Origin of the sequence: Spirillospora sp. NBC_01491, from assembly GCF_036227065.1 — a bacterium.
GTDB classification, from domain to species: Bacteria; Actinomycetota; Actinomycetes; order Streptosporangiales; family Streptosporangiaceae; genus Spirillospora; species Spirillospora xylanilytica.
In genome coordinates this window covers 6,532,941-6,558,975 of the sequence record NZ_CP109432.1, presented here as the reverse complement: position 1 = coordinate 6,558,975, position 26,035 = coordinate 6,532,941, and the positions used below count along the sequence as shown (strand labels likewise).

Below are 26,035 nucleotides of genomic sequence, written 5' to 3'. Positions count from 1 at the left end.
TCCTCCGCGGCGACACAGAACAATCACGTAAAGATCGCGTCCCGGCGGCCCGTCGTCCCCCTCGGGCGGGCCGCCGGGCTGGTATGACGGCGGCCGGAGGGGTGGTCAGCGGGTGGGCCAGTCGGGGACCTGCGGCGGGAGGTCCTTGGTGACGCTCATCGGGAACTCCGCGGGGCGCTTCTCCAGGAACGAGGTCACGCCCTCCGCGGCGTCCGGGGCGCCGCCGAGGGCGGCCATGAGGCGCGAGTCGGCGGCGTGCGCGTCCCACGGGGACGGGGCCGACAGGCCCGACCACATGAGGCGGCGGATCGCGGCGACCGACACCGCCGAGGTGTTGTCGGCGATCTCGCGGGCCAGCGCGTAGGCGGCGGGGAGCAGCTCGTCGGGCGCGTACACGCGGGAGACGAGCCGTCCGGCGAGCGCCTCCTGCGCGTCGAACACACGGCCCGTCGCGGCCCACTCCATTGCCTGCGCGATGCCGACCAGGCGCGGCAGGAACCAGCTCGACGCCGCCTCGGTGACGATGCCGCGGCGCGCGAACACGAATCCGAACTTGGCCTTCTCGCTGGCCAGCCGCACGTCCATCGGCAGCGTCATGGTGACCCCGACGCCGACCGCCGCGCCGTTGAACGCGCCGATGACCGGCTTCAGGCAGCGCGCGATGCGCAGCGCGACCGTGCCGCCGCCGTCGCGCGGGGTGCCGTCCTCCAGGACGTCGTCCTCCCCGGCGAACATGTCCTGGGACCGGTCCTTGTCGAACGTGCCGCCGCCCCCGCCGAGATCGGCGCCCGCGCAGAACGCCCGGCCCGCGCCGGTGACCACGACCGCGCGCACGGCGTCGTCGGCGTCGATGCGGTCGAAGACGTCGAGCGTCTCCGCGCGCATCACGGGCGTGTAGGCGTTCATCCGGTCCGGGCGGTTCAGCGTGATCGTGGCGATCCCGTCCTGAACCCCGTACTCGATCTCGGTGTACGACACCTGCGGCCCCTCTCGCGTCGGCCAGCCTTTAGAACCCGATTCTAGGAAGCCGCCCGGGGCGCCGCGAGGGCGGCCCGCTCACACCGAGGCGGCGGGGAACAGCCGGACCAGGACGTCGCGGCGCCAGGCTTCCGGCGAGCCCTCGTGGCCGTCCGGCGGACGCACCGCCAGCACGCCCGGCTCGTCCGCGTCGGCCACCAGCCCGAGCGCGACGCCGTGGTCGAGGACGACCTCGTCCGGCGGCGCCGTCCCCGGACCGAACGGGGCGCCCGCCAGGCGTCGCGCCACGTCCGCGAGGACGCGCGCCCAGCCCTGACCGAGGTAGGGCGGCAGCGCGGTGACGCGCAGTTCGGGCAGGCCACGGGCGGCGAGCCCGCTGGTGCGCAGTTCCAGGCCGCCGGGCCGTTCGGCGCCGACGATCCGGAGCTCGGCGCTCGCGCCGTTCCCCTCGTCCATGCTCCGACGGTACGCGGCCGGCATCGGCAACCCAGCCTCGACTGTCCCACTTGTCAGATAAATTACGACGGTGAACTGGGCCGTGACGACGTACGACTCCGCCTTCGGGTACGTCTCCGCGCACGGCGCGCCCCTGATCGACCTGCTCGATCCCCAGCCCGGCGAACGGGTCATCGACCTCGGCTGCGGCACGGGCACGTTCTCCGCGGAGATCGCCGAGCGCGGCGCGCAGGTGCTCGGCATCGACGGCGCCCCCGAGATGATCGCGCGGGCGGCCACCGAGCACCACGGGCTGTCGTTCATCGTCGGCGACGCGCACGACTTCACCGTCAGCGAGTCGTTCGACGCGGTCGCCTCCAACGCGGCCCTGCACTGGATGACCCGCGACCCGGACGCGGTGATCGGCCAGGTGCACGCGGCGCTCCGGCCCGGCGGGCGGTTCGTCGCCGAGCTCGGCGGCGCCGGCAACTGCGCGGAGCTGATCGCCGCGATGCAGACCGCCTGGCGGGTGTTCGGGCTCGGCGAACCCGAGCTGCCGTGGTACTTCCCGAGCCCCGCCGAGTACGCGACGCGGCTCGAGGCCGGCGGCTTCACGCTGCGGCTGCTCGAGCACGCCGACCGTCCCAGCCGTATGACCGAGGGCCCGAACGGCGCCGCCGACTGGGTCCGCGCCTACGCGGCGAGCGCGCTGGCCGACGTCCCGCCCGAGCTGGTCGAGCCGCTGCTCGGCAGGGTCAACGACCTGGCCGCCCCCGCGCTGCGGCGCGAGTCGGGCTGGGTGGCCGACTACGTGCGGCTGCGGTTCGCCGCCATCCGCAAGCCCGACAGCGCCGCGCCCATGCCCGGCGGCCCGCTCACGGATCCGGTGTCCTGAAAGGGCCCGCGTCTAGGGTGGGACCATGCTGCACCTGTACGACCACCGCACCGGCCGGGCCGAGGAACTCCCGCCCGGTCCCGTCCGCGTGCACGTGCAAGGCGGAGCCGAACGGGCGCTGGTCACCGCCGACCTGCTGCGCCGCGTGGCCGACCGCGGCCGGCTCCACCCGACCGTGACCCGGTCGGCCGACGCGCGGCCCCGGCACGGCGCGGCCGGTGAGCTGAGCGTCCCGGAGTTCGAGGTCAGGGACGCGGCACCGGACGGCGCGCTACTGGTCGGCCCGGACGAGCCGGACGCCCGCTCGCTCGTCGTCCCGCCGGAGGACGGCGCCTGGCCCGTCCCGTCCGCCGATGAGGACGACGTCCTGTGCGTGCGGCTGGCGATGCTCCGCGCCCGCTACCGCGACCCCGTCGACGTCGCGGCCCTCCTGCCCGCCGCGCGGGACGACCTGGCGCGGTGGCGCGGACTGATCGCGCAGTGGGCCGAGGGCCCGGGACGGCCCATCGCGCGCGCGTACGCGGCGGAGGCCGAGGCCGCGTTCGCCGACGACCTCGACAGCCCCGCCGCGCTCACCGTCCTCGACCGGCTCGCCGACGACCCCGGTGTGCAGCCCGGCGCCAAGCTGGAGACGTTCATCAACCTCGACCTGATCCTCGCCCTCAACCTCGTCGCCGACATCGGCCGCCGCTGAGCGGACGGGACACCGTGCGGCGCGGCCTGCTCTACGTGCTGTGTCCCGCGCGTCCGGCGGCGAAATCCTGTTGCCTTCGGAGCGGGCGGGTCGTCAGGCTCGGGGCATGCGCACTGACGAACTGGTCGAGTTGGAGAACCGTGCCGAGCTGCCGGAGTTCGTACTGTTCTGGGGCGGACCCGAGCCAAAGGGCTGCCTCAGCCAGTGGTACGGCTCACCGTTCACGCTCGAAGGCGTCGAGTACGCCACGGCCGAGCACTACATGATGGCCGAGAAGGCGCGGCTGTTCGGCGACAAGCGGGCCGAGTCCCGCATCCTCGGCAACCCGTCCCCCGCCATCGCCAAGAGCCTCGGCCGCGACGTGCGGCGCTACGACGAGAAGACCTGGGCGGCGCACCGCTACGACATCGTGGTGCGGGGCAGCAAGGCCAAGTTCGCCGCGCACGCCGACCTGCGCGAGTACCTGGCGTCCACCACCGGGAAGATCCTGGTCGAGGCCAGCCCCGAGGACACCGTCTGGGGCATCGGCCTGGACGAGCACCAGCCCGAGGCGAAACGGCCTTCCCAGTGGCGCGGGCTCAACCTGCTCGGCTTCGCCCTGATGGACGCGCGCCGCGCGCTCGCCTAGCGGCACCCGGTCGGCACCCGGTCAGGACCCGGCGAGCGTGCGCGGACCGCCCTGCCATCGCACCTCGCGCCCTTGGCCGCCTATGCGGTGCGGGGCGACCTCGATAACGTCCTGTGCCGTGTCCAGTGAAACCGCGGCACCGGCCGCCCCCGCACCCTCCGGTCCGACGCCGCGCCCGCCGAGACGGCGGCCGGTCCGGGCACTGCTGATCGTGGTCGTGGCGCTCGCCGTGCTGTGCTGCGCGGCGGTCGGCGGCATCGGCTGGTACTTCTCCGGCGTGGCCACCGAGGTCGACCACTCCCCCGAGTACCCGATCAGCGTCCTGGACGCCGGGAACGGCACCGTCACGCTGCCCCGCACCCCCTACACCGAGCGGCCGGGCACCTGGGGACTGGTCTGGAAAGACGGCGGGCGCGCGGTCCTCGGGCCGGTGACCGGCGGCGACACCGGCAAGGTCGTCCGGACGGTCACCGCCGCGCCGCGCGGCGCCCCCGCCAAGGGCACGCCGGTCGCGGTCGACCACTGGGTGTACGGCGGCGACCCCCGGACAGCGCTCGGCCTCGACTTCCAGAACGTCGCCTATCCGTCGCGGCTCGGCCCGATGCCCGCGTGGCTGGTGCCGGGGGCGACGATGAAGGGCACGTGGGTGATCGGCGTCCATGGGCACAACGCCGACAAGGCCGAGACGTTCCGCGTGATGCGGGCCGTCCACGGGCTGGGGCTGCCGATGCTGTCCATCGCCTACCGCAACGACGTCGGGGCGCCCGCGTCCCCCGATGGGAAGAACCATCTGGGCGACACCGAATGGAACGAGGTCGCGTCCGCCATCGCCTACGCGCGCGCACACGGGGCGACCGGCATCGTCCTGCACGGCTGGTCGATGGGCGGCGAGATGGTCATGACGGCGCTCCGCAAGGACCCGGCGCTCATCCGCGGCGTCGTCCTGGACTCGCCCGTCATGGACTGGGCCGCCACCCTCGACATGCAGGGCGCCGACCGCGGCCTGCCCGGATTCGTGACCGGCGTCGCCAGGCGGATCGTGCAGTGGCGCATCGGCATCGACCTCGGCGACTACGACCAGCGCCGCTTCGCGCCGCGGCTGAAGACACCGACGCTGCTGTTCACCACCGCCGACGACGACACTGTCGACAACGGGCCGTCGCTGGAGTTCGCCAAGGCCGCCCCGCCCGGCATGGTCACCCACGCCCCCACCGCGGGCGGCCACACCGAGTCGTGGAACGTCGACCCCGCCGCCTACGAGCGCGCCCTCACCGCCTTCCTGACCAAGGTCCGCTAGGACGGGGCGGCGACGGCGGCAAGCTCGGCCCGACCTTCGCGGAGGTCACCGGACCTCCAGCAGCGTCTTGCCGACCGTCGCCCGCGCCTGGATCGCCGCGTGCGCGTCCGAGGCGCGTTCGAGTGGGAACCGCTGGCCGACCACCGGACGCAGCCGTCCGGCCGCGGCCTCCTCCAGCGCGCTCAGCGTGAAACCGCGCATCTCGTCCGGTGACGCCGCCGCCTTGACGAGCGTCACGCCCCGTCCGGCCGCGGCCTCCTCGGGGATCTCCGCCCACTCGCCGCTGGCGAGTCCGAAGCTGACCATCCGCCCGCCGGGGCGGAGCAGCGTGAACGCCGCGCGGGCCACGTCGCCGCCGACCCCGTCGAACACCACGTCCACGCCCGCCACCGCGTCCGCCCAGCCCGGCTCCCGGTAGTCGACCGTCTCGTCGGCGCCGAGCCCGCGCGCCACCTCGGCCTTCCGGTCGCCTCCCGCCGCCGCGACGACCGTCGCGCCCGCCGCCTTCGCAAGCTGGACCAGCAGCGTGCCGACACCACCGGCCGCCGCCTCCACCAGCACCCGCTCGCCCGGACGCGGCGCCGCCGCGCGCAGCATCATCGTCGCCGTCCGCCCATCGGCCAGCAGCGCCACCGCATCGCTCAGCGCCAGACCGTCCGGCACCTCGAACAGGCCCGCCGCGTCCACCGCGACCCGCTCGGCATAGCCGCCCGAGCCCCCGGTGGAGGTCACCACCCGCCGTCCCGCGAGCGCCGGATCGACGCCCGCGCCGACCGCCGTGACGGCACCGCCCACCCCGTTCCCGGGGATCACCGGGAGCTCCGGGCGGAACGGCGACGGGCCGTTGCCCGACCGGAACTGGGTCTCCACGAACGTCACGTTGGCGAACCCGACCGCGACCAGAACCTGCCCCGGACCCGGCACCGGATCCGGGGCGTCCCCCGGCACGAGCACCTCCGGGCCACCGAACTCCTTCAACCACACCGCGCGCATAACGTCCTCCGTTCAGTGGTCTCCCCCCACCTTGCGACCTCGACCAAAGTCGAGGTCAAGCCGCGTGCGGCGCCCCGGCCGCCGTCCCCCACCGCTAACGTCACCTTCCATGACCATCGCCCGCTCCCTGCTGCTGTTCGTCCTGGCCGCCCTCGCCGAGATCGGCGGGGCCTGGCTGATCTGGCAGGGCGTCCGCGAGCACCGCGGCGCCGCCTGGATCGGCGCGGGCGTCGTCGCGCTCGGCCTGTACGGGTTCGTCGCCACCCTCCAGCCCGACGCCCAGTTCGGCCGCATCCTCGCCGCCTACGGCGGCGTCTTCGTCGCCGGCTCGCTGGCCTGGGGCGTCGTCCTGGACGGCTACCGCCCCGACCGCTACGACCTCACCGGCGCCGCACTCTGCCTCGCCGGCGTCGCGGTCATCATGTACGCACCCCGTGGCTGAGCCGCCACACCCCCGTGGCGGGCCGTCCGCAAGACCGGCACCTTTCCGCAACGAATCTCTTTTCTCGCCCCATCCACCTCTGTAAGCTTTCGCGCGTACTCGCCCCGTTGTCGGCTGCACGATCAGGGATGGCGATGCGCACCCGGTTGGTAGGTTCCTCCCCCCGCGGGCCCCGCCACGCCGTCCCGGCCCTGCTGCTCGCGGCGCTCCCCCTCACCGCCTGCGGCGAGTCCGCCCCGTCCGGCGGCGACTTCAAGCCCAACGGCAGCCTGAGCAGCGCCGTCCCCACCGCCGCCCCGCCGCCCTCGGCCATCCCGACCGAGCAGATCGACAAGACGGTCCTGGAGCGCTACCACGAGTACCAGACCGTCTACCAGCGCGCCTACGAGGCCAACGACCCGGCCGAACTGGGCACCGTCGCCGTCGACCCCCTCCTGAGCCGGGTCACCGGCGACATCGAGCGCACCAAGGCCAGGGGCGAGCTGTGGCGCTTCACCAACGTCTCCAACGCCAAGGTCTACGCCCGCTCCAAGGACGGCCTGATCGTCTACGTCGTCGACTGCCTCCGCACCGTCGGCGGCTACCGCTTCTCCGCCAAGACCGGCAAACGCCTCAGCGGCGGCGCCGGCAAGGCGTATCTGCACCGCGCGGCCGTCCGTTACGGCGCCGGCACTTGGAAGGTCTCCGAGACCAACCGGGACAAGCAATGCTGATCCCCGAAGGACATGAGATGCGTCCCCTCCGCACCCGCGACAGCCGCGATCAACGAAATCTCGCCCGGCCGGTACGGGTCGGTGCCGTGCTGGCCACCGCGCTGACGGCCACGGCACTGGCCGCCGGCGCCGCCGAGGCCGCCCCCTGCCAGGGCGTCGGCTCCCCCGGCGGGATCAACTGCTCGGGCAGCAAGCCCGGCGGGACCACCGGCGGGGGCGGGGGTGGAGGAGGGGCCCGCGGCCCGCAGACCGGAGGCGGGGGCGGAGGAGGGCCCGACGAGACGCTCCCGCCGTTGGGCCTGACGCCCGACCAGGGCATGGGGACCGTGGCGGGTCCCGCGCCGGCCCAGCAGCCCCCACCGCCCCCGGCCGTCCCGACGATCGTGCTCGCCCAGCAGGCCCGCGACTCGGCCCAGCTCCCGGTCCCCACGGTCCACACCGCCCCCAAGGACAAGACCTACGTGCGGGTCCAGACCTCGCTCTGGGTCGACGGCTTCGTCCCTGTCCAGACCGACCCCATCACCGTCGGCGCGCAGACCCTCCAGGCGACCGCCACCCCGAAATCGGTCGTCTGGCAGCTCGGCGAGACTCAGCTGACCTGCGGTGACGCGGGCAGCAAGGACGGCGGGACGTGCCATTACACCTACAAGCGCTCGTCCGCCGGGCAGCCCGGCGGCGCCTACAAGATCACCGCGACCGTCGTCTGGACGGTCGCGTGGACGTGCACCGGCGCCGACTGCGACAGCCCGGGCGGCGACCTGGACGACCTTCGGATGTCCTCCGCACCCACCGCCCTGACGGTCGGCGAGATCCAGACGAACAGCCGGCAGTGATCCGCGGTTCGGGATGAGCGCGGCTCCTTGGCACCTGCCGGGCTTCACCGAGCTCGGCGAGCTGGGCACCGGTTCTCAGGGGCGGGTGGTGCTGGCCAGGCACGAGGCCGGCGGCGGACAGGTGGCGATCAAGTACCTCGCGCCCGACCTGCTCGGTGACACCTTCGCCCGGGACACCTTCCGCAGCGAGGCCGCGCTGCTGACACGCGTCGTCGACCCGAACGTGGCCCGGCTGTACGAGTACGTGGAGACACCGCGGGGCGCGGCGATCGTGCTGGAGGCCGTGCCCGGCGGCTCGCTGCGCGAGCTGCTCGACGAAGGCGACGGGCCGATGCCCGTCGAGGCCGCGCTGGCGACGCTCAAGGGGTCGCTGCTGGGTCTCGCCGCCGCGCACGCCGCCGGAGTGGTGCACCGCGACTACAAGCCGGCGAACGTGCTCGTCCAGGGGGACGGGCGGAGCAAGCTGATCGACTTCGGGATCGCGGTCCTCGCCGGGCAGGGCGGGGTGGGCGGCACCCCGCCCTACATGGCCCCGGAGCAGTGGTCCGGGCGCCCCGCCTCGTCCGCGACCGACATCTACGCCGCGACCTGTGTCTTCTTCGAGTGCGCCACGGGCGCCCAGCCGTACCGCGGCGACACCGTCGAGTCGTTGCGGGACCAGCACGCCACCGCGCCGGTCCCCGTGCACCTGGTCCCCGAGCCGCTGCGTCCGCTGGTGGCCCGCGGGCTCGCCAAGACGCAGACCGAGCGGTTCGCCGACGCGCGCGCGTTCGTGGCCGAGCTGGAGGCGGCGGCCACCAGCGCGTACGGGCCGGACTGGGAGCGGCGCGGGGTGATCGCGCTCGCCGGGGTGGCGGCCGTCCTCGCGACCGCGGTGCCGATCGTCTCGCTGGGCGGCGCGATCCTGGCGCCGGCCGCGACGTCCGCCGGGGCGGGAGCGGGAGCGGGCGCGCTGACCGGCGCGGCGACGGGCGGGGCGGCTGCCGGGAACAGCTCCCTGGCACTCGGCCAGGCGGCGGCGGACGCGGCAGGTCATGCGGGCACCGCTGCCTCGAAGGGATTCCTCGCCAAGGCCGGGGGCGCCAAGGGCGTGGCCGCGATCGCCGGCACGGGCGCAGCCGCCGCCGTCGCGGCAGGTGTGCTGGTGTGGCCGTCCGACCCCGATGTCGGCGGGGTGAACCACGGGGTGCTGCGGGCGTCCTTCAGCCGGCCCGGGGTGCTGCTCGGCCAGCCCCACATGCCCCCGTCCGAGACCCCCTACATGAGCCTCGACATCACGGTCCGACCGGCGCGGGCCACCCCGGGGACGGCGGTCACGGTGACCACGCGGTTCCGGGCGCGGAATCCGCTGGGCGCCACCTGGCTGCCCGGCGGCGCGCGGCGGTGCTTCGGCGAGAAGTCGAAGCGGCCGGACGTCAGGTACTCCTACGGCTACACCGTCGGCGGCGACACCGAATCCACGCTGCCGAAAGGCAAGGGCATCATCGGTTTCTATCGGGCTTCGCGCGCGAATTCCCGAGCACTTCCCGCCGGTCCCACCGAGCACATCGTCGCCGATTCGGAGATCACCGGCGCGGCCCAGCCCTATGTCGCCTCGGAATGCGCGCACATGAGCCGGTGGACCGATACGCGGACGTTTCCGCTGCCGGGACGCGAGCTGCTGAGGCCGGGCGCATACTTGGTCACTCCCGCGATTCCGCCCCGGCTCTCCAGCATCAGGCGGGACGGGGCGGAGGTGGCGCCGGAGGCGGTGGGAGCCGTTACCGTGGGCACCCTGCCCACGCTCACCGTCCTGGACGGCTGACCCGACCGCTCGCCGGGGGCATATGGTCCTCGCTGCTATGATCGGCGACTCTCATCCGCTATGACCGTTATGACCCCGGTCACTCCAGGCGGTCCCGCCGTGCGGGGTGGCGTCACCCCTCGCCACCGCCCGTCCAGAGTTAGGGTTTCCGGTGCCACTGTCCCTTCAGAACCGACGACTGAAACGCATCCCGGTGGGCCGGGCGGTCAAGAACAATGTGCTGTTCTCGATCGTGCTTTTCGCCGGCGTGCTGCTGAGGGTCGTCACGGTGCTCGGATACCCGCCGGCGTTGTGGTTCAACGACAGTTACGACTATGTCCGGCTCGGCAATTCGCCCTTCCCGAATCCGCTGCGGTCGGAGGGGTACGGGATCATGCTGTGGCTGCTGAGGCCGTTCCACAGCCTGGCGTTCGTGGTGACGTTGCAGCACCTGATGATCGTGGCCGTGGCGGTGCTCGGGTACCGGGTGCTGGTGCGCGACTTCGCGGTGCGGCGGGGGTGGGCGGCACTGGCCGTGGCGCCGCTGCTGCTGGACGGGTTCCAGATCGAACTCGAGCACATGCTGCTGTCGGACGCGCTGTTCACGGCGCTGCTGCTCGTCGCGGTGCTCCTGATGGTGCGGCCCGGGTCGTCGTCGCTGCGGCGGGCCGGCATGGTCGGGGGGCTGCTCGGGGTGGCGGCGGTGACCCGGACGGTGGGGGTGCCCATCATCGTCATCGCGGTGCTGTTCCTGCTGCTCAGGCGGACGAAGTGGACGGCGGTCGCGGTGCTCGCGGTGGCGTTCGCGGTGCCCGTGGGCGGGTACGCGGTGTGGTTCCAGCAGGAGCACGGGAGGCTCGCGCTGACGGGGGCCGACGGGATCTTCCTGTGGGGGCGCACGACGACGTTCGTCGACTGCTCCAAGAAGCTGCCGCCCGGTGACCTGATGTACATGTGCCCGGCGGGACGGCCGGGGACGCGGGGCGCGGCGTCGCACCAGATCTGGGTGGAGGGGTCGCCGACCGGGTGGCGGGACGGGTACGCGTTCTCGCCGGAGATGAACGACCGGGCGCAGCGGTTCGCGTTGTGGGCGATCGCGCAGCAGCCGGGCGACTATGTGCAGGCCGTCGCCTACGACTTCTTCATCCGGACGTTCTCCTGGGACCGGACCGGCCATCCGACGCCCGCCACGGCGGCGAAGTACCGTTTTCCGAAGCGGCCGGACCGGCAGAAGGACCTGCCGGTGATCGGCGGCGGCGACCGGAGCTCGGTCGTCCGCGAGTACGAGCACGGGTCCGCGGCAACGCGGATCGTCGAGCCGTTCGCGGGGTTCATGCGCGGCTACCAGACGTATGTGAACGTGCGCGGGACGCTCCTCGGGATCGTGCTGCTGTTCGCGTCCGCGGGCATCGTGCTCCGGCGGGCGCGGCCGGAGAGCGCGGTGTTCTGGCTGGTCGGGGTCGCGCTGCTGACGGTTCCGCCGGTGACGACCGACTTCGACTACCGGTACGTGCTGCCGGCGATGCCGTTCCTCTTCCTGTCTGCGGCCACCGCGTGGAACCGCGACCGCGGCGGCACGGCGGACGGCTCGGAGGCCCCGCGCTCCACCGAGCGCAAGCCCGAACCCGTGCGGGTCTGACCCGGGGAGTTCCGCACGGTGACGGCTCCGCACCTCGACGCCGTCGCGGTCGTCGTCGACCGCCACCGCTGACCCATTGCGCGCGCCACCGGTTTACGTGAGGATCATTCACATTCTTCGGGATGTGGAGGACGGCCATGAGGACCTCGATCCGGGTGCGCCTGGACGTGCTGGCGGGCGTCGTCGTCCTGGTGGACGTGCTGCGCGTGTTCCTGCCGTCGCTGATCACGCTGGTCGGCAGCGCGGGCGAGACGCCGGCCGAGGTGATGGGGGCCTACGCCCTGTCGTGGTTCGTGGCGGCGTTCCTCGCGGTGCCGCTCGTCCGGCTCGTCCCGGCGCGCCGGCTGGCCGTGGGCGCGGGGGTGCTGCTGGTGGCGGCGCGGGCGGTGCTCCAGTTCACCGACGGCGGCGACGGGCAGCTCTACACCGCCAGCCTCGGGCTGCTCGCCGGGCTGGTCTGGCTCGTCGCGACGGCGATGGACGCGCGGACCGCGGGGCCGGTGACGACCGGGCTGGTCGCGGGCCTGGCGGCGGCGACCACGCTGCACGCGACACTGGAGGGCATCGACCTGGTGTGGCGGGACGGCCCGGTGGCGTGGGTCGTCCTGGCCGCCTGCCTCGCGTTCTTCGCCGTCGCGCTGGTGCGGCGTCCGGCCGAGGACGGCGAGTCCGCCGGCGCGCCCCGGATCTGGCTGCTCGCCGGCCCGGCGCTGCTGGTGTGGGGCATCTCCACCGGCAACGCCGCCCACGCGCAGGCGAGCGCCGGGTGGCCCGCCGAGGTGGCCGTGCTGATCGCGGCGGTCGGGGTTCTGTCGGTCGCGGTCGCGGCGCGGCCCCGGTTCTGGACGCGGCATCCGGCGGTTCCCGCGCTGGCGCTGGTGGCCTCCGCGGCCGTGTTCACGTTCGGCCGCGCCACCGTGGACGGGGTGCACGGCGTCTCGGCGTGGTGGACGGTCTTGGCGCAGGTGCTGGGGCAGCTCGCGCTGGCGGGCTGCGCCGGCTGGGCGAGCGGCACCGCCGGTCCCGACCGCGCGGCGCGGCGCGGTCTGGCGATGGCGGGCGGGATGCTGGTGTTCGTCCTGCTCCTGTTCGCCTACTACTCCGCGTACGACCTGGGCGTCCCGAACCGCTGGGTGCCGATCACCGCGGCGGCCTGCGTGGCCGTGCTGGGCTGGGCCGGAACCGGGGCCGATGCGCGGGACGAGGCGGCGGGCGGCGGGCTGGACCTGCGCGTGCCCGCCGCCGCGGTCGTCGCCGCGCTGCTGGTCGCGGCCGTCCCGCTGTGGCGCGACAGCGGTCCGCGCTGGCGGCCCGTCGACGACGGGCTGCGGATCGCCGCCTACAACGTGCGGATGGGCTACGGGATGAACGGGACCATGACCGTCACCCGGCAGGCGGCGGCGCTGCGCGCGCTGCGTCCCCACGTGGTGGTGCTCGGCGAGGTCGACCGCGCCTGGCTGCTGAACGGCGGCCGGGACCAGCTCCGGCTGATCGCCGACCGGCTCGGGATGCGCGCGGTGTGGGCGCCCGCCGGCGACGAGGTCTGGGGCGACGCGCTTCTCACCGACCTGCCCGTCACGTCCGTCCGCAACCGGCCCCTGGTGAAGGGCGGGCCCACCGGGGCGCAGGCCCTGGAAGTCGGCCTCCGCAAGGACGGCCGCGACATCACGGTCATCGCCACGCACACGCAGCCCCCGGAGGACTGGAAGAGCCTCGCGCAGGCGGAGCAGCTCGCGGGCATCGCGCGCGCCGCCGCGCAGGGGGGCCGCCCGGTCGTGCTGACCGGCGACCTGAACCTTCAGCCCGGCGACCGTGCCTGGGAGGTGCTGCTCGGGGCCGGTCTCACGGACGCGATGGCGTCCGTCCGGCCCGCCCTGACCTTTCCGGCCCTGCCGAAGTCGACGAAGCAGCTCGACCACGTGCTCGTCACGCCCGACCTGGTCCCGAGCGATCCGGCCATCCCGGACGTGCCCCACTCCGACCACCGGCCGATCGCGGTCACCCTCGCGCCCCGGTCCTGACCGGACGGGCGGTCAGCGGCCGTCGAGGTGCTCGGCGGCGAGGAACTTGGGGACGACCATCCGCCACGCGTCGACGACCAGCTCGCGCATCTCGTCCTCGTCCAGCGCGCCGGTCCACGCCTCCACCCAGTTGAACCGCAGCTCGGACTCGCCCGGCAGGTGGAAGGTGCCGGGGGCGGACGCGACGAGGCCGGGCCGCTCCTCCTTGGGGAAGGCGAACCCGAACTCGGTCTCGTCCCGGGAGAACGCGGCGTAGACGATCGCGCCGACGCGGAACTTCACCCGGTCCCTGATCAGGTGCTCGGTGGTCCGGGGCAGCGACAGCGCCAGCCGCCGCACCTGCCCGACTGTGATCATCGTGGTCTCCCTCCCGGCCGCATCCCGCCAGTATCCCGATCCCTTCCCCGCATTTTGGCGATCTTGTTAGATTGCTGGCGGACCGGGCACACGGAGCCTTCGGGCGGACGAGGGGACGATCGTGAGCGAGCTGGTGCGCTGGCAGACCGAGCACGGACCGGTGGTCGTCGAGGTGGGCGACCGCGATCCGGGGTTCCGCTCGGTGTCCCGGGCCGACGGGGTCGTGTACGAGGCGCAGGTCCGGTTCGAGGACGCGATGCGGAACGTGCGGTCCGCCGCCGAGTCCGCGCTGGCGACCCTGCGCGACGGCGCCCTCAAGCCGGACGCGGTGGAGCTGGAGTTCGGCGTCAAGCTCAACGTGGCGGCCGGCGCGGTCATCGCCAAGACCTCCGTGGAGGGCCAGCTCAAGGTCAAGCTGACCTGGGGCGCGGCCCCGGCCGGAGAACCGGAGCAGGAACAGGAGTAGCCGCCCGTGGACGACTGGCAGTGGCGCGCCTGGGTCGGCCCCCCGGACGGCGGCCGGCTCGGCGCCGCGTTCCTGATCGCACCCGACCTGCTGCTGACCTGCGCGCACACCGTGGCGGGCCTGGACGCGGCGCGGGTCGGGTTCCCCGGGCTGATCGAGAACCTGCCCGCCGCCGTGGTCCGTCCCGGCGGGTGGGAGCGGCCCGGCGACCCCGGCGACGTCGCGGTGCTGCGGCTCGCCGCGCCCGTCGGGCTGCGGTGCGCGCGGCCCGCCGGACCCGAGGCGCTGCACGCGAGCGCGGGCCCCGCCTCGTTCGGGCGCCGCGCGCTGCGCGTCTGCGGGTTCCCGCGCCGCGCGGACGGCGACGAGCGGTACGCCACGGTGACGACCGGCCCCGACATGGTGCTGCGGCACGAGTGGTGGCAGCTCCGGACCGGGCCGGGTGAGCAGCTCGAAGAGGGCTACAGCGGGTCGGCGGTGTACGACCCGGCGACCGGCGAGGTGATCGGCATGGTGACCGACGCCGAGTTCGGCGGGGACGACGGGCCCGGCGGCGAGGGCGGGCTGGGCCGGATGCTGCCGGTCACGGTGATCCGGCGGTACTGGGAGGAGCTCGACGACCATCTCCCGCTGGCCTGGCTGACCGTCCCGGCGCGGCGCGAGCTGCGGGCACTGCTGGCGGACGCCGGCTTCACCGCGCCGATGGCGGCCGGGCTGGAGGAGATCACCGGCCGGCGCGCGCACCGGCCGTTCCGCTCGGCCTGGGACTCGGTGCGGCACGTCGCGGAGGGCTGGCCCGAGGACCGGCTGGCCCGCTACCTGCGGGCGATGGCGCGGCACCTCCCCGAGGCGGGCCGGCGCGACCTGGCCGAATGGTCCGGACGGCACCTGGCCGCCGCCGCACCCGCCCCGGCGCGGGCCGGGCACGAGGCGGCCGGGCTCGAGCGGTCCGGGCCCGCGTCCATCATCGTGCGGCTGGAGCGGGCGACGCTCGACCGCGCCTTCGACGTCACCGTGCACACCTGGATCGACGGCGCCGAGGGCCCGGCGCAGGACACCGTCCGGGTGCCGGAGAACCGGGTGCGGGCCGCGGTCGAGGCGGGCGTGGCGCGGGCCCGAGCGGCGGTCGTCGGACGCGACTGGATGATCGAGTTCGCGGTGCCGGAGAGCTGGCTGAGCAAGCCGTTCGAGGAGTGGTACATCGACCGGGCGCACGGGATGCGGATGCGGCTGTACCCGGTGGTGGTCCGCGATGTCGAGCGGCTGTGGCCCGGCTCGATCCGGCGTGACCAGGCGCACCGGCGCTGGCGGCTGCTGAACGAGCGCGGCCGGATCGACCCGCAGGGGGTCCGGTGCGAGACCCCGAGCAACGGCAGCGGGTTCAGCGACTGGCTGGAGGCCGACACCGGCCTCTGCGTGCTCGTCTACGGGACGCGGCCGGCCAGGCGCTGGCTGTTCGCGGCGCTGAACAACGGCGTCCCGGTGATGCTGTGGACGCGGACCCGCTGCGCCGCCGCGTCCCATGACGACTGCGACGGCCACCGCACGCTCGGCGCGCTGGCGGGCGCGGTCGCCGGGGAGCGTCCGGGCGATCTGCCGTGGCTGGCGATGGCGCTGCGGAAGAAGGCGCTGACCGCGCCCAAGGACGAGCCGCACGTCGGCCGTGACCTCACCCTCATGTGGGACGACCCGTCCCGCCTGCCCGATCCCCCTCTCGCCATGGAGGTATGAGATGCCCGACTGGCTGCTCTACACCGGGAGCCGGCGCACGCACGACGGCGTCGACCGGCTGCCGCCGCCCCCGCCGTGGCGCGCGTTCGACGGCGGCCCGGTGCTGCCGGCACCGTCCGGCGGGTCCGGGAACACCCATCAGGCGACGACCTACCGTCCGTCGGACGACGCCGTGCAGCAGGTCAACGCGGCCCTGTACCTGCGCCGTCCGCTGCTGGTGACTGGCCCGCCCGGGACCGGCAAGTCGACCCTCGCGTACGCGGTCGCGCACGAGCTCGGCCTCGGGCCCGTCCTGCACTGGCCGATCACCAGCCGGGCGACGCTGCGCGACGGCCTCTACCAGTACGACCCGCTGACCCGCCTGTACGCGGCCGGACGCGAGGTCGGGGGCGGGCCCGCCGAGGACGAGGACATCGGCCGCTACATCCGGCTCGGCCCCCTCGGCACCGCGCTCCTCCCGTACGGGCGGCCCCGCGTGCTGCTCGTCGACGAGATCGACAAGAGCGACATCGACCTGCCCAACGACCTGCTGACGATCTTCGAGAAGGGCGAGTACGAGATCCCCGAGCTGACCCGCCGCGCCGAGCCGGACGCGGAGGTGCTGACCGCCGACGGGTCGGGCGGGGCCCCGACGCGCCGCGACGGCGGCCCCGGCGGACGGGTCACGGTGCGGGGCGGGACGGTGCGGTGCAGCGCGTTCCCGCTGGTGGTGATGACCAGCAACGGGGAGCGCGAGTTCCCGCCGGCGTTCCTGCGCCGCTGCGTCACGGTGGAGCTGCGGCAGCCGGCGGGCGAGGCGGAGCTGGCCGCGATCGTCCGCGAGCACCTCGGGCCGCTCGCGGGCGAGGGCGAGGACCTGGTCCGGCTGTTCCTGCGGCGCGCCGGCGGCGGGACGCTCGCGACCGACCAGCTTCTCAACGCGGTCTACCTGTGCCGGCACGCCGACGCGACCGACCGCCGGGAGCTGGCCGACCGGATCATGCCGTACCTGGCCGGGGCCGCCGATGACGATTGACCGGTTCCGGGCGGCTCTGGCGGGCGCCGGACCGCCGCCCGACGCCGTCGAGCTGAGCGAGATCATCTGGCTGGCCTGCCACCTCGGCGGCGCGTCGGGCGAACCGCGGCGGTCCGCATCGGACACGCCGCGCGAGGCCGCGCCGGACGTCCTCGACGCTCCGCCGCCGGCGCTCCCGGCCGCCGGCGATCCGGCCTCCGCTCCGTCGGCGGCGCTGCATCCCGTGGCCCCTCCGGGGCCCGGCGAGGCGGCGGTGGGCGGCGGCGACGAGATCCTGGTGCCGACCGCGCCGATGCTCGACGATCCGCTCGGCGTGCAGCGGGCGCTGCGTCCGCTGAAGCGCAGCGTCCCGTCGCGGCGGCGCCTCGAACTGGACGAGGAGGCGACCGCCGCGCGCGTCGCCGACACGGGGTCGTGGGCGCCCGTCCTGGTCGCCGCGCCCGAACGCTGGCTGAGCCTCAGCCTGGTCGTCGACACCGGGGCCGCCATGCGGCTCTGGCGTCCCCTCGCGCGCGAGCTGGCCGAGACGCTCCTGCGCCAGGGCGCGTTCCGCGACATCCGGGTGACGTACCTGCACACCTCGGGACGGGTCTCGTCCGCGCCGGACGGCCCGTCCCGGGACCCCTCGACGCTGCTGGACCCGTCCGGGCGGCACGCGACGCTCGTGCTCAGCGACTGCTCCGGCCCGCACTGGTGGGACGGGCGGGCCGGACGGGCCGTGCGCCGCTGGGCGGCGGCCGGGCCGACCGCCATCCTCCAGCCGCTGCCCGAACGCCTCTGGCGCCGCACCGCCGCGCCCGCCGTCCCCGGGCTCGCCGTCCTCCCCCGCCCCGGCGGCCCCAACACCGAGCTGCGCTTCACCCCCTACGACGGCACCCCGGCGCCCGGCCTGCCGGTGCCCGTGCTGGAGGTCGCGCCGCGCTGGCTCGCCGCCTGGGCCCGGCTGGTCTCCGGCGGCGGCCCCCAGCCCGCCGCCATGGCGGCGCCGCCCGTCTCGGCGCCGAGCACCGCGCCGGTGCGCCGCGAACGCGAGCTGGCGGTCGGGGAGCGGGTGCGCCGGTTCCTCGGCTCGGCCTCGCCCGGCGCCGCCGAGCTCGCCGCGCACGTCGCGGTGTCGGTGCCGTCGCTGCCGGTGATGCGGCTGATCCAGCGCCGGGTGCTGGCCGGGTCCGGGCCGGGCCAGCTCGCCGAGGTCCTGCTCAGCGGGCTCCTCAGGCCGCTGTCCGGTACCCGGTACGAGTTCGTGCCCGGCGCCCGCGAGGCCCTCCTCGACACCCTGCCGCGGCCCGAGGCGCAGCACACCCGGCACGTGCTGGAGGCGGTCTCCGCCGAGATCGAGTTCCGCGCCGTGACGTCCGCCGAGACCTTCCGCGCCCTGCTGCGCGCCACTGGCGGCGACCACCCGGACGACGCCCATGCCGGCGCGGGCGCCGAGCGCCCGTTCGCCCTCCTCAGCCCCGAGGCCCGCTCCCTCCTGGACCGCACCTCCGGCACTCCCGTGACACAACCGCCGCCCGCCACCGAGCGGTCTCGGGCAGGGGTGGACGGTCGACGGCCGCCCTCGAGCGAGTCCGCGGCCGGATCGAGCCCCCCGCACCTCCGTGCCATCGCGCCGCCGCCCATCGGGCTCGACGACGCCGGGCAGCCGGTGACGCTCGACCCGCTGAGCGGCGACGGACCGCACGGGCTGGTCATCGGCGACACGGCGGACCGCCACGCCGTCGTCCGCGCGATCGTGCTGGCGCTGGCCGAGACCTTCCCCCCGGACGCCCTCGCCATCGTGCTCGGCGGGCTGGGCGAGCATCCGCTCGGCACCCCGGCCGACCTCCCGCACGTGACGGACTCGGGCGAAGAGCTGCTCGGCAGCCCGGACGGGCTCCGCCACTTCCTCGGCGTGCTCTCCGACGAGCTGGACCACCGGGCGCGGACGCCGTCCGCCCCGCCGCTGCTGGTGGTGGTGGACGTGTCGCTGAGCCTCCCGTCCAGCAAGCCGGAGGTGGCCGAGACGCTGCTCCGGCTGGCGGCGCGCGGCGAGGGGCTCGGCGTCCATCTGCTGATCGCGACGACCACCTGGGAGCGCACCACGGCCTGGGAGCGGCTGCTCCCGCTGCTCACTTGGCGGATCGCGGTCCGCGGGCCGTCCCCGCAGGTGCTCCAGCGGGTGATGGGCCGGGCCGGGCTGGCGTTCGCGGCCGGGATGGAGCAGGGGTACCTGCGGAGGCCGGGGCGGCAGCCGGTGCGGTTCGAGCTGCCGCGCCCATCGCCCGCGCCCCATCCCGGGCCCCCGTCCGTCCCCGCGCTCACCCCCGTGCGGACGCGGGAGAACGACCTGGAGGTCCTCGGCCGGCTGCTGACCGAGGTGGACGTCCTGATCCCGGGCGAGGGCCGGGAGACGGCCCGGCGGGCGCTGCGCGAGCTCATCGCCGCGAAGGTCTCGGCGACGCGGGCGGGCGGGGCGGCGGGCCATCCGCATCTGGTCTTCCGCGGGCCGCACGGGACCGGGCGGACCCCGGTGGCCCGGCTGTACGGGGAGATGCTCGCCGAGCTGGGCGAGCTGCCGCACGGCGACCTGGCCCTCGCGTCCTGGCGAAACCTGGTCGACCAGTATCCGGGCGAGACCCCGTCGAACGCCTCGCGGGTGTTCGCCCTGGCCCAGGGCGGGGTGCTGCTCATCGGCGACGCGGACGACCTGGCGCCGGAGGCCGGCACGACGGACGGGACCGGCACGACGGACGGGACCGCCACCGCGGACGGGACCGCGGCGACCGGCGAGGCCGTCGCGCAGTTGATCGCGCGGATGGAGGAGCACGGCGACGACCCCCTGGTCGTCCTCGCCGGGCGGGCCGGCCGGATGGACGCCCTCCTCGCCCGCAACCCCGAACTCGCCGACCGCTTCGGCCGGGTCGTCGACTTCGAGGAGCAGGGGGTGCCGCGCGTCCCGCGGTGGGAGGTGGAGGTGGGGACGCTGGCGGAGACGGGCGAGCCGGCCGTCGTGGATCTGCGGACGGCCCGGCACCTGGTCGTCCAGGGCGCTCCGGGCTGGGGCAAGACGGCGCTGCTGCGGAACGTGGTCGCCACGCTGAGGGCCGCCGGGGCCCGGCGCGAGCTGTTCATCATCGATCCGAGCGGGACGCTGCGCACCGCGGTGTTCACCGGCCCCGGCCGGGACCTCGACCACCGGGACGCGTACAGCAACACCTCGTCCATGGTCAGGACCGTGGTGCGGGAGCTGGTCGGCAAGCTGGACGGGCCCGACCCGTCCGCCGAGATCTTCCTGGTCGTGCACGACCAGGACCTGCTGGACGCGGAGGTCCTGCTCCCGCTCATCCCCTACCTGGACCCCGGCCGGAACCTCCACCTGGTCCTCGCGCGCACCCGCGGCGGACCGGACCCGCTGCTCGCACGGCTGGCCGAACTGGGCGTCCCGACGGTGTCGGACGAGGGAGGGCTGCCCCCCGGCCGGGCAGTGCTCGGCCGGGGCGATGAGCGCGACCTGGTCGTGCTCCCGGAGGATCCGCGACACTAGCTGTTTTGTATCATCCAGTCCAAAACAGGTACGGTCTCGGCATGGCGCGACCGAGAACGTTCGACGAGGAGCGGGCCGTCGACGCGGCGATGCGGGCGTTCTGGGCGTCCGGCTACGAGGCGACCTCGACGCAGGACCTGTGCGAGGCCACCGGCCTCGGGCGCAGCAGCATCTACAACACCTTCAAGAGCAAGCACGACCTGTACGAGATGGCACTGGCCCACTACATGGACATCATGACCGCCTCGGTGCTGGAGGTACTCGAGGGCGACCGGCCGGCCCGCGACAAGGTGCGGACGCTGCTGGACCGGGCCGTCGACCCCACCGAGGGGGACCCGATCGGGTGCCTGGTGGTCAACAGCATGGTGGAGATGGCGCCGAGCGACCCCGCGATCGCCGGACGGCTGGAGCGCGACCGGCTGCGCCGCTTCGAGGCGCTGCGCGCGGCGATCGGGGCCGGCGTCCGCGCGGGCGAGATCGATCCGGGCAGGGACGCCGGGGCGCTCGCGCACTTCATGATCGCGACGATCGCCGGGATGCGGGTCGCGTCCCGGGGCGGCGCCGGGCGGGACGTGCTGAAGGCGATCGCCGACACCGCGATGACCGCACTCTGACCAGGGACGAGCGGGTGCCCGTCCCTTTTTCACGGCCTAATTTTGTATCGATCCATCTAAAACAAGGAGGCGGAGCGATGCCGCTCGCCGTCTACGTCCTGGGCATGGCGATCTTCGCCCAGGGCACCTCGGAGCTGATGCTCGCCGGGCTGCTCCCCGAGATGGCCGCCGACCTCGGCGTCTCGGTCCCGGACGCGGGGCTGCTGATCTCCGCGTTCGCGCTCGGCATGCTGGCGGGCGCGCCCGTACTGGCCCTGCTCACCCGGCGCTGGCCGCGCCGCCGAGCGCTGCTGGCCTTCCTGGTGATCTTCGTCCTCGCGCATGTGGCGGGCGCGCTGGCCACCGGATACGCGACGCTGTTCGCCACCCGCGTGATCGGCGCGTTCGTCTACGCCGGGTTCTGGGCGGTGGCCGCGATCACCGCGGTCGGCCTGGTCCCGGCGGGCGCGCGCGGCCGGGCGATGAGCGTCGTCGCGGGCGGGCTCACCCTCGCCACCGTCATCGGCCTGCCCGCGGGCACCGTCATCGGCCAGCACCTCGGCTGGCGGGCGGCGTTCTGGACGGTGGCTGCCCTGTCGACGATCGCGATGGCGGGAGTGGCCGCGACGATCCCCGGCGGCCGGCCCGGCGGCGAGGTCCCCCGGCTGCGGCACGAGCTGGGCGCGATGACCTCCGCCAGGCTGTGGGTCTCCTACGGGACGACCGCGCTGGCCACCGGCGCGCTGATCGTCACCTTCAGCTACCTCGGCGCGATGCTCACCGAGACCACCGGCCTGCCGGAACGCTGGGTCCCGGCCGTTCTCGCCCTGTACGGGGTCGGCGCGTTCATCGGTGTCACCGCCGGCGGGCGCACCGCCGACACCCGGCCCTTCGCCACGCTGTACTGGGGCTTCGCCGGACTCGTCGCCGTCTCGGCCGCGCTGGCTCTGACCGCGGGCTCGCCGGTGCCGGCCATCGCGCTGGCGTTCCTGCTCGGCGCGTTCGGGTTCGCCACCAACCCCACGCTCAACACCCGGGTCTTCGTGCTGGCGGGTGGCGGCCGGACGCTCGCGACGGCGACGAACGTCTCCGCGTTCAACGTCGGCATCACGGCGGGCCCGTGGCTCGGCGGCCTCGCGATCAGCGCCGGCGCCGGCTACCCCGCCACCGCCTGGATCGGCGCCGGGCTCGGCACCGCCGCGCTCGGCGCGGTCGCCTTGGGCGCCGCCCTGGACCGCCGCGCCGCCACGAGCCCGGCGGCGCGGACCGCGCGGGTCGCCGCCCACGCCGACGCCTGAGCCACATCGTCTGAGCGACGACACCTGAGCCGCGGCACCTGAGCCACAGGCCGGGGGCGGACGCGATAAGGGCCGGTACGGGGCGTCCCGTACCGGCCCTCAGCACCGCACCGACGGACTACGGCGTCAGTTGGTGTTGCACGGCTCTTCGAGCGTTCCCCACAGGGCCCGCTTGCCCGCGTGCTCGGCGACCGTCCAGACCCGGCGCTGCCCGCGGAAGCAGGACAGGTCCTCGGGCCCGTAGGAGATGGTGCGCCGCTGGACGCCGCCCCAGCCCTTCTTCTGAGCGTTCCAACTCGTCACCAGAAGCTGGCCGCGCTTGGCGCCGCCCGCCGTGTCGACGTTGTGGGTGAACCACCAGAAGTCGTGCGACCGGACCCCGCCCTGGATCTTCTTGTCCGGGAGCGGTGCCGCCCAGTCGGCCTTCGCGACGCCGCCCGAGCTGACCAGCCCGGTGCCGACCTTCATCGGCCAGGTGGCGACCCGGCCCTTGGGGGACGCGGTGGCGCAGTACTCGCCGGTGATGAGCTTGGGCTGCTGGCGGGCCGTACGGTCGACCGACACCCACGAGGTGCGCGGCGGGCCGGAGCCCTTGCACTTGGTCAACGGCGCGTCGCCGTTCTTGTGCTGCCAGCTCCCGACCTGCGGCATCACGTACCGGTAGCCGTGGCCGTAGTACGTCTTGCCGTGCAGGCCGACCAGGCCCTTCTTCTTGGTCGTGCCGTTCTTGCTCTTGCCCAGGTCGAAGATCTTGGTCACGTCGAACACCCGCAGGCCGTGCACGGTGTCGGCCACGTACACGTAGTTCCCGAACCACGCGACGCCGCCCGCGTGCAGGTCGATGTCGGTGTAGTTCGCGCTCTTCCCCTTCAGCTTCGGGTAGGTGAGCAGGACGTGCCGGTAGGTCTTCTTCGCCGGGTTGACGAAGGTGAGCCGGATCGCCTTATCGGCGTACCAGACCACCATCATCGGCTTGTTGGCGCCCCACGCCTCGTCCGCCGTCGCGTCGGACGAGCTCGTGACGCCCTGGGGCACCCACTTCTTGGTGGTGGAGTCCTCCTTGTTGAAGCAGTAGACCAGCGACTTGGCGGGGACGCCGGCCTTGCCCCCGCAGCCACTGCCGAGCTTGCGCTGGCCCGAGGCGTTGAGCAGGGCGGTGACGCTGCTCTTCTTGAGCGCCTTGTTCATCGCCTTGAGCGGCGCGGCGCGGTCGGAGCCCTTCTTCAGGGCGAAGTCGCCGAGGCTCGGCGCCGCCGCGGCACTGGGCGCGGCGTTGTGGACGTTGTCAGTCCCCAGGTACGTGTAGGCGGGGACACCGGCCGCCATGGCCACCAACGGGGTGGCGATGGCGAGGGAGCGCCGGACTTTCACTCGATCACCTCCAGGCAATCCCGGAAGGTAGCATCCGGGCCGGACGACCGTGATCAGGATTTCAGTCACGATGCCGTAACACGGTCAACCGAAAGCCGTCTACAGCCGCCCGGCCCCAGGGCCCGCCACGTGCCGCGCACCGCTCGCCGCAGCTCGCCGCCGCTCGCCGGTGGAATCGGTCAGGGCAGGCGGCAGGTTCCGCTGTCGGACTTGCCCGGGTCGCTCTCCGAGGTCGCCGTGAGCCGCAGCTCGGCCTTGCGGTCGGCGCCCGGCGCGGCCTTGGCCCAGACCTCCGCCTTGGCCCCGGCGCCCGTCTTCGCGGTGGCCAGCGCGTTCGGCACCCAGGTCGTCCAGCCCTTCCCGGCGACATCGGCCTTGAGCCGGAAGACGTCGGAGCCGTAGTACCCGGTGCCGCCCTTGCCGGTGTTGCGCACCGCCATCGTGCACTTGGTCCAGCCCGAGCCCGCGGGCTTGGCGCCGGCCGAGTCGACCTTCACGCCGCGCCGCTGCGCGCCCGCCCCGTCCAGCGAGCGGACCGCCACCGTGTACGACAGCACGCCCTTCTGGTCGCGCTTGAGGTCCAGGACGTAGAAGTGCAGCCGGTTGGCCTCGTCCACGTACTCGTACTGGCTGCCCGAGCCCGTCCCGGCGTGGAACAGCGAGTCGGAGAGCTGGCGGTAGTCGCCGATCGTCATCTTCTGCGGGGTGCCGTCCGGCAGGAGGAAGTCAACCTTGTCGATGTCCTGCGGGTTGGCGTCCTTGATCCAGATGAACGGGGCGCTGTCGCGCTCCTTGGTCTTGGCCAGCAGCACCCCCGAGTCGGGCGTGAACGAGTCGAAGCCCATCCGGTCCACGACCTCGACGGTGTAGTTGTCGTACTTGCCGCCGTCGCAGAGCGGGTCCTGGGCGGTGTCGCACGCCGGGCTCCTGTCACCGCCCGTGCCGAGCTTGAGGTTGATGCCCGCCAGGCCCTTGCTGCCCGGCTCGACGGCCCGCGCGGTCACCTTCGCGACCGCCGCCCCGGACGCGGCGAGGCCGTCCCGGTCGAGCTGGAGCACGTTCGCCGGATCGACCAGGCCCAGCTTGATCTTGTTGCGGAGCATGTGCTGGGCGCCCATCGACGCGCCGCCGGTCGCGGGGATCGTCCACCGGCTGTGCGGACCGCCCGGCCCGTTGAAGCTGCCGCGGCTCAGCATCTCCCACGGCCCGGTGTAGGCCCGGCGCGGCGGGTTCCCGTACGGGTTGTTGTAGTTGTCGCCGATGCCGAGGATGTGGCTGAACTCGTGCGCGAAGACGCCCATGCCCGAGCTCTCGGCCTGGGTGGAGCTCCCGGTGACCGCGTTCGGCCAGATGGTGGAGCCCGCCGCCCACGACGACCAGTCCACGTACCGGGTCTTCACCCAGTTGGGCAGCTTGGCGTCGCCCGGCCCCCACTCCGCGGGCACGTCCTCCTTCTTCTGGAACTTCATCTGCCCGAACTCCTGCCAGGTGGACGATTCGTCCTGACCGGCGGAGAGGAAGAAGACGAAGTCGAACTTCTTCGCCGTCTCCTCCCCCACGTCGGCGATCCACGCGGCCCGCGCGTCCTTGCGCAGGTCGCGCCCGCAGGTGTCGCCGGCCGGGCAGCCGCTGCCCTCCTGGAAGTCGTCCACGCCGTACTCGTGGTCCTTGGCCGGCATCTTGTACGCGCCGAACGCGCTGAGGTCCACGCCGTAGCGCCCGCCCGAGTCCTCCATCCAGTACTCGTGCAGCGTGTGGCCCCGGTTCAGGTCCTGCGGCCTGTTGAGGAAGTCGTGGTAGAACTGCGCGACCTTCGCGCGCGGCAGGTCCCCGACCACGGTCGGGTTGCCGAACAGCGTCGAGTTCTTCGGCTGCGTCACCACGAACGGCTGGTCGGGATAGTCGACCAGTACGACCGCGCCCTTGAAGTTCTTGATCGACCCGGCGCGGGACGGGTCGGCCCACGAGGCGCCTGGCACCGGCGTGTAGTCGTCCCACGTCATCGTGTCGGGCAGCTCGTAGTTCTGCGGATCGACGGGCCGCGGGGCGCCCGCCGCGTACGTGCGCGCCCCCTGGCCGCGCTGCCACGGCTGGGTCTGCGGCCAGTGCCGCATCTGCCACGGGTTGGCGGTGGGGTCCGGGATCCGCGGTCTCGGCTCCGCCGCGGCCGGCACCGCCGCGAGCCCTGCGGTCAGCACGATCGCCGCCACGGGTATCAGCCATGTCCTCTTGGCGCGCATGTCACCCCTGTCTCCGTCGTTGCCCGTGACGCTAAGCAGGCGGTGACGGGCGATCAAGGGCCGAGATCGCCGATCCCTCCGCGTCGC

The 26,035-nt window shown here is 74.1% G+C and carries 22 protein-coding genes; 16 read left to right on the top strand and 6 right to left on the bottom strand.

Annotated elements, in window-relative coordinates:
- Positions 1 to 105 precede the first annotated feature (105 nt).
- Together OHA34_RS30420 and OHA34_RS30415 are read right to left on the bottom strand one after the other, a co-directional pair.
- Positions 106 to 978 carry a crotonase/enoyl-CoA hydratase family protein gene (locus OHA34_RS30420; RefSeq protein ID WP_285937929.1) on the bottom strand — a complete coding sequence of 291 codons (873 nt, stop codon included), beginning with the start codon at positions 976 to 978 and terminating at the stop codon, positions 106 to 108.
- A 78-nt stretch (positions 979 to 1,056) separates the two neighbouring features.
- Complete coding sequence (locus OHA34_RS30415) at positions 1,057 to 1,434, bottom strand: hypothetical protein (protein WP_285937930.1); 378 nt, start codon at positions 1,432 to 1,434, stop codon at positions 1,057 to 1,059.
- 70 nt (positions 1,435 to 1,504) lie between these two features.
- Between OHA34_RS30415 and OHA34_RS30410 the strand changes: the two genes are divergently transcribed.
- From OHA34_RS30410 to OHA34_RS30395, 4 genes are all read left to right on the top strand, one after another.
- Complete coding sequence (locus OHA34_RS30410; RefSeq protein WP_285937931.1) at positions 1,505 to 2,308, top strand: class I SAM-dependent methyltransferase; 804 nt, start codon at positions 1,505 to 1,507, stop codon at positions 2,306 to 2,308.
- A 25-nt stretch (positions 2,309 to 2,333) separates the two neighbouring features.
- Positions 2,334 to 3,002 carry a hypothetical protein gene (locus OHA34_RS30405; protein WP_329519640.1) on the top strand — a complete coding sequence of 223 codons (669 nt, stop codon included), beginning with the start codon at positions 2,334 to 2,336 and terminating at the stop codon, positions 3,000 to 3,002.
- Between the two features lie 106 nt (positions 3,003 to 3,108).
- The gene (locus OHA34_RS30400) at positions 3,109 to 3,630 is read left to right on the top strand and encodes an NADAR family protein (RefSeq protein WP_329519639.1); all 522 of its coding nucleotides are present in this window, start codon (positions 3,109 to 3,111) and stop codon (positions 3,628 to 3,630) included.
- A gap of 118 nt (positions 3,631 to 3,748) precedes the next feature.
- On the top strand, positions 3,749 to 4,927 hold the full coding sequence (locus OHA34_RS30395; protein WP_329519638.1) for an alpha/beta hydrolase family protein: 1,179 nt from the start codon (positions 3,749 to 3,751) through the stop codon (positions 4,925 to 4,927).
- A 45-nt stretch (positions 4,928 to 4,972) separates the two neighbouring features.
- Here the strand turns inward: OHA34_RS30395 and OHA34_RS30390 are convergent, their stop codons facing one another.
- The gene (locus OHA34_RS30390; protein ID WP_329519637.1) at positions 4,973 to 5,920 is read right to left on the bottom strand and encodes a zinc-binding dehydrogenase; all 948 of its coding nucleotides are present in this window, start codon (positions 5,918 to 5,920) and stop codon (positions 4,973 to 4,975) included.
- A 109-nt stretch (positions 5,921 to 6,029) separates the two neighbouring features.
- Here OHA34_RS30390 and OHA34_RS30385 point away from each other — a divergent pair, with 109 nt between their 5' ends.
- The 6 genes from OHA34_RS30385 (at position 6,030) to OHA34_RS30360 (ending at position 13,351) form a co-directional block, all read left to right on the top strand.
- Complete coding sequence (locus tag OHA34_RS30385; RefSeq protein WP_285937937.1) at positions 6,030 to 6,362, top strand: YnfA family protein; 333 nt, start codon at positions 6,030 to 6,032, stop codon at positions 6,360 to 6,362.
- 134 nt (positions 6,363 to 6,496) lie between these two features.
- Positions 6,497 to 7,075 carry a hypothetical protein gene (locus tag OHA34_RS30380; protein WP_329519636.1) on the top strand — a complete coding sequence of 193 codons (579 nt, stop codon included), beginning with the start codon at positions 6,497 to 6,499 and terminating at the stop codon, positions 7,073 to 7,075.
- Between the two features lie 17 nt (positions 7,076 to 7,092).
- Positions 7,093 to 7,908, top strand: coding sequence for a hypothetical protein (locus OHA34_RS30375; protein ID WP_285937939.1), 816 nt, complete (start codon positions 7,093 to 7,095; stop codon positions 7,906 to 7,908).
- Between the two features lie 13 nt (positions 7,909 to 7,921).
- Positions 7,922 to 9,712: a serine/threonine-protein kinase gene (locus tag OHA34_RS30370; RefSeq protein WP_329519635.1), complete on the top strand. Its 1,791-nt coding sequence runs from the start codon at positions 7,922 to 7,924 to the stop codon at positions 9,710 to 9,712.
- A gap of 151 nt (positions 9,713 to 9,863) precedes the next feature.
- A complete protein-coding gene (locus OHA34_RS30365) occupies positions 9,864 to 11,330 on the top strand; it encodes a hypothetical protein (RefSeq protein ID WP_329519634.1) in 1,467 nt (488 codons plus the stop codon).
- 137 nt (positions 11,331 to 11,467) lie between these two features.
- Positions 11,468 to 13,351 carry an endonuclease/exonuclease/phosphatase family protein gene (locus OHA34_RS30360; protein ID WP_329519633.1) on the top strand — a complete coding sequence of 628 codons (1,884 nt, stop codon included), beginning with the start codon at positions 11,468 to 11,470 and terminating at the stop codon, positions 13,349 to 13,351.
- A 12-nt stretch (positions 13,352 to 13,363) separates the two neighbouring features.
- Here the strand turns inward: OHA34_RS30360 and OHA34_RS30355 are convergent, their stop codons facing one another.
- A complete protein-coding gene (locus tag OHA34_RS30355; RefSeq protein ID WP_329519632.1) occupies positions 13,364 to 13,708 on the bottom strand; it encodes an MmcQ/YjbR family DNA-binding protein in 345 nt (114 codons plus the stop codon).
- Between the two features lie 121 nt (positions 13,709 to 13,829).
- Between OHA34_RS30355 and OHA34_RS30350 the strand changes: the two genes are divergently transcribed.
- The 6 genes from OHA34_RS30350 to OHA34_RS30325 all read left to right on the top strand — a co-directional run bounded on the left by OHA34_RS30350 (position 13,830) and on the right by OHA34_RS30325 (position 22,337).
- Complete coding sequence (locus tag OHA34_RS30350; RefSeq protein WP_285937944.1) at positions 13,830 to 14,174, top strand: CU044_2847 family protein; 345 nt, start codon at positions 13,830 to 13,832, stop codon at positions 14,172 to 14,174.
- Positions 14,175 to 14,180: 6 nt separating this feature from the next.
- Complete coding sequence (locus OHA34_RS30345; protein WP_329519631.1) at positions 14,181 to 15,905, top strand: VMAP-C domain-containing protein; 1,725 nt, start codon at positions 14,181 to 14,183, stop codon at positions 15,903 to 15,905.
- 1 nt (position 15,906) lies between these two features.
- Positions 15,907 to 16,920 (top strand): AAA family ATPase, encoded by a 1,014-nt coding sequence (locus OHA34_RS30340; RefSeq protein ID WP_285937947.1) that lies wholly within the window; start codon positions 15,907 to 15,909, stop codon positions 16,918 to 16,920.
- Complete coding sequence (locus OHA34_RS30335) at positions 16,910 to 20,446, top strand: SAV_2336 N-terminal domain-related protein (RefSeq protein WP_329519630.1); 3,537 nt, start codon at positions 16,910 to 16,912, stop codon at positions 20,444 to 20,446. Before OHA34_RS30340 ends, OHA34_RS30335 begins: the two co-directional genes overlap by 11 nt.
- A gap of 41 nt (positions 20,447 to 20,487) precedes the next feature.
- Entirely contained in the window at positions 20,488 to 21,060 is a 573-nt protein-coding gene (locus OHA34_RS30330) for a TetR/AcrR family transcriptional regulator (RefSeq protein ID WP_285937949.1), read from the top strand.
- 77 nt (positions 21,061 to 21,137) lie between these two features.
- Positions 21,138 to 22,337: a Cmx/CmrA family chloramphenicol efflux MFS transporter gene (locus tag OHA34_RS30325; protein ID WP_285937950.1), complete on the top strand. Its 1,200-nt coding sequence runs from the start codon at positions 21,138 to 21,140 to the stop codon at positions 22,335 to 22,337.
- A gap of 126 nt (positions 22,338 to 22,463) precedes the next feature.
- Here the strand turns inward: OHA34_RS30325 and OHA34_RS30320 are convergent, their stop codons facing one another.
- Together OHA34_RS30320 and OHA34_RS30315 are read right to left on the bottom strand one after the other, a co-directional pair.
- Positions 22,464 to 23,708, bottom strand: coding sequence for a hypothetical protein (locus OHA34_RS30320; protein ID WP_329519629.1), 1,245 nt, complete (start codon positions 23,706 to 23,708; stop codon positions 22,464 to 22,466).
- Between the two features lie 179 nt (positions 23,709 to 23,887).
- Positions 23,888 to 25,948, bottom strand: coding sequence for a M6 family metalloprotease domain-containing protein (locus OHA34_RS30315; protein ID WP_285937952.1), 2,061 nt, complete (start codon positions 25,946 to 25,948; stop codon positions 23,888 to 23,890).
- Positions 25,949 to 26,035: the final 87 nt, after the last annotated feature.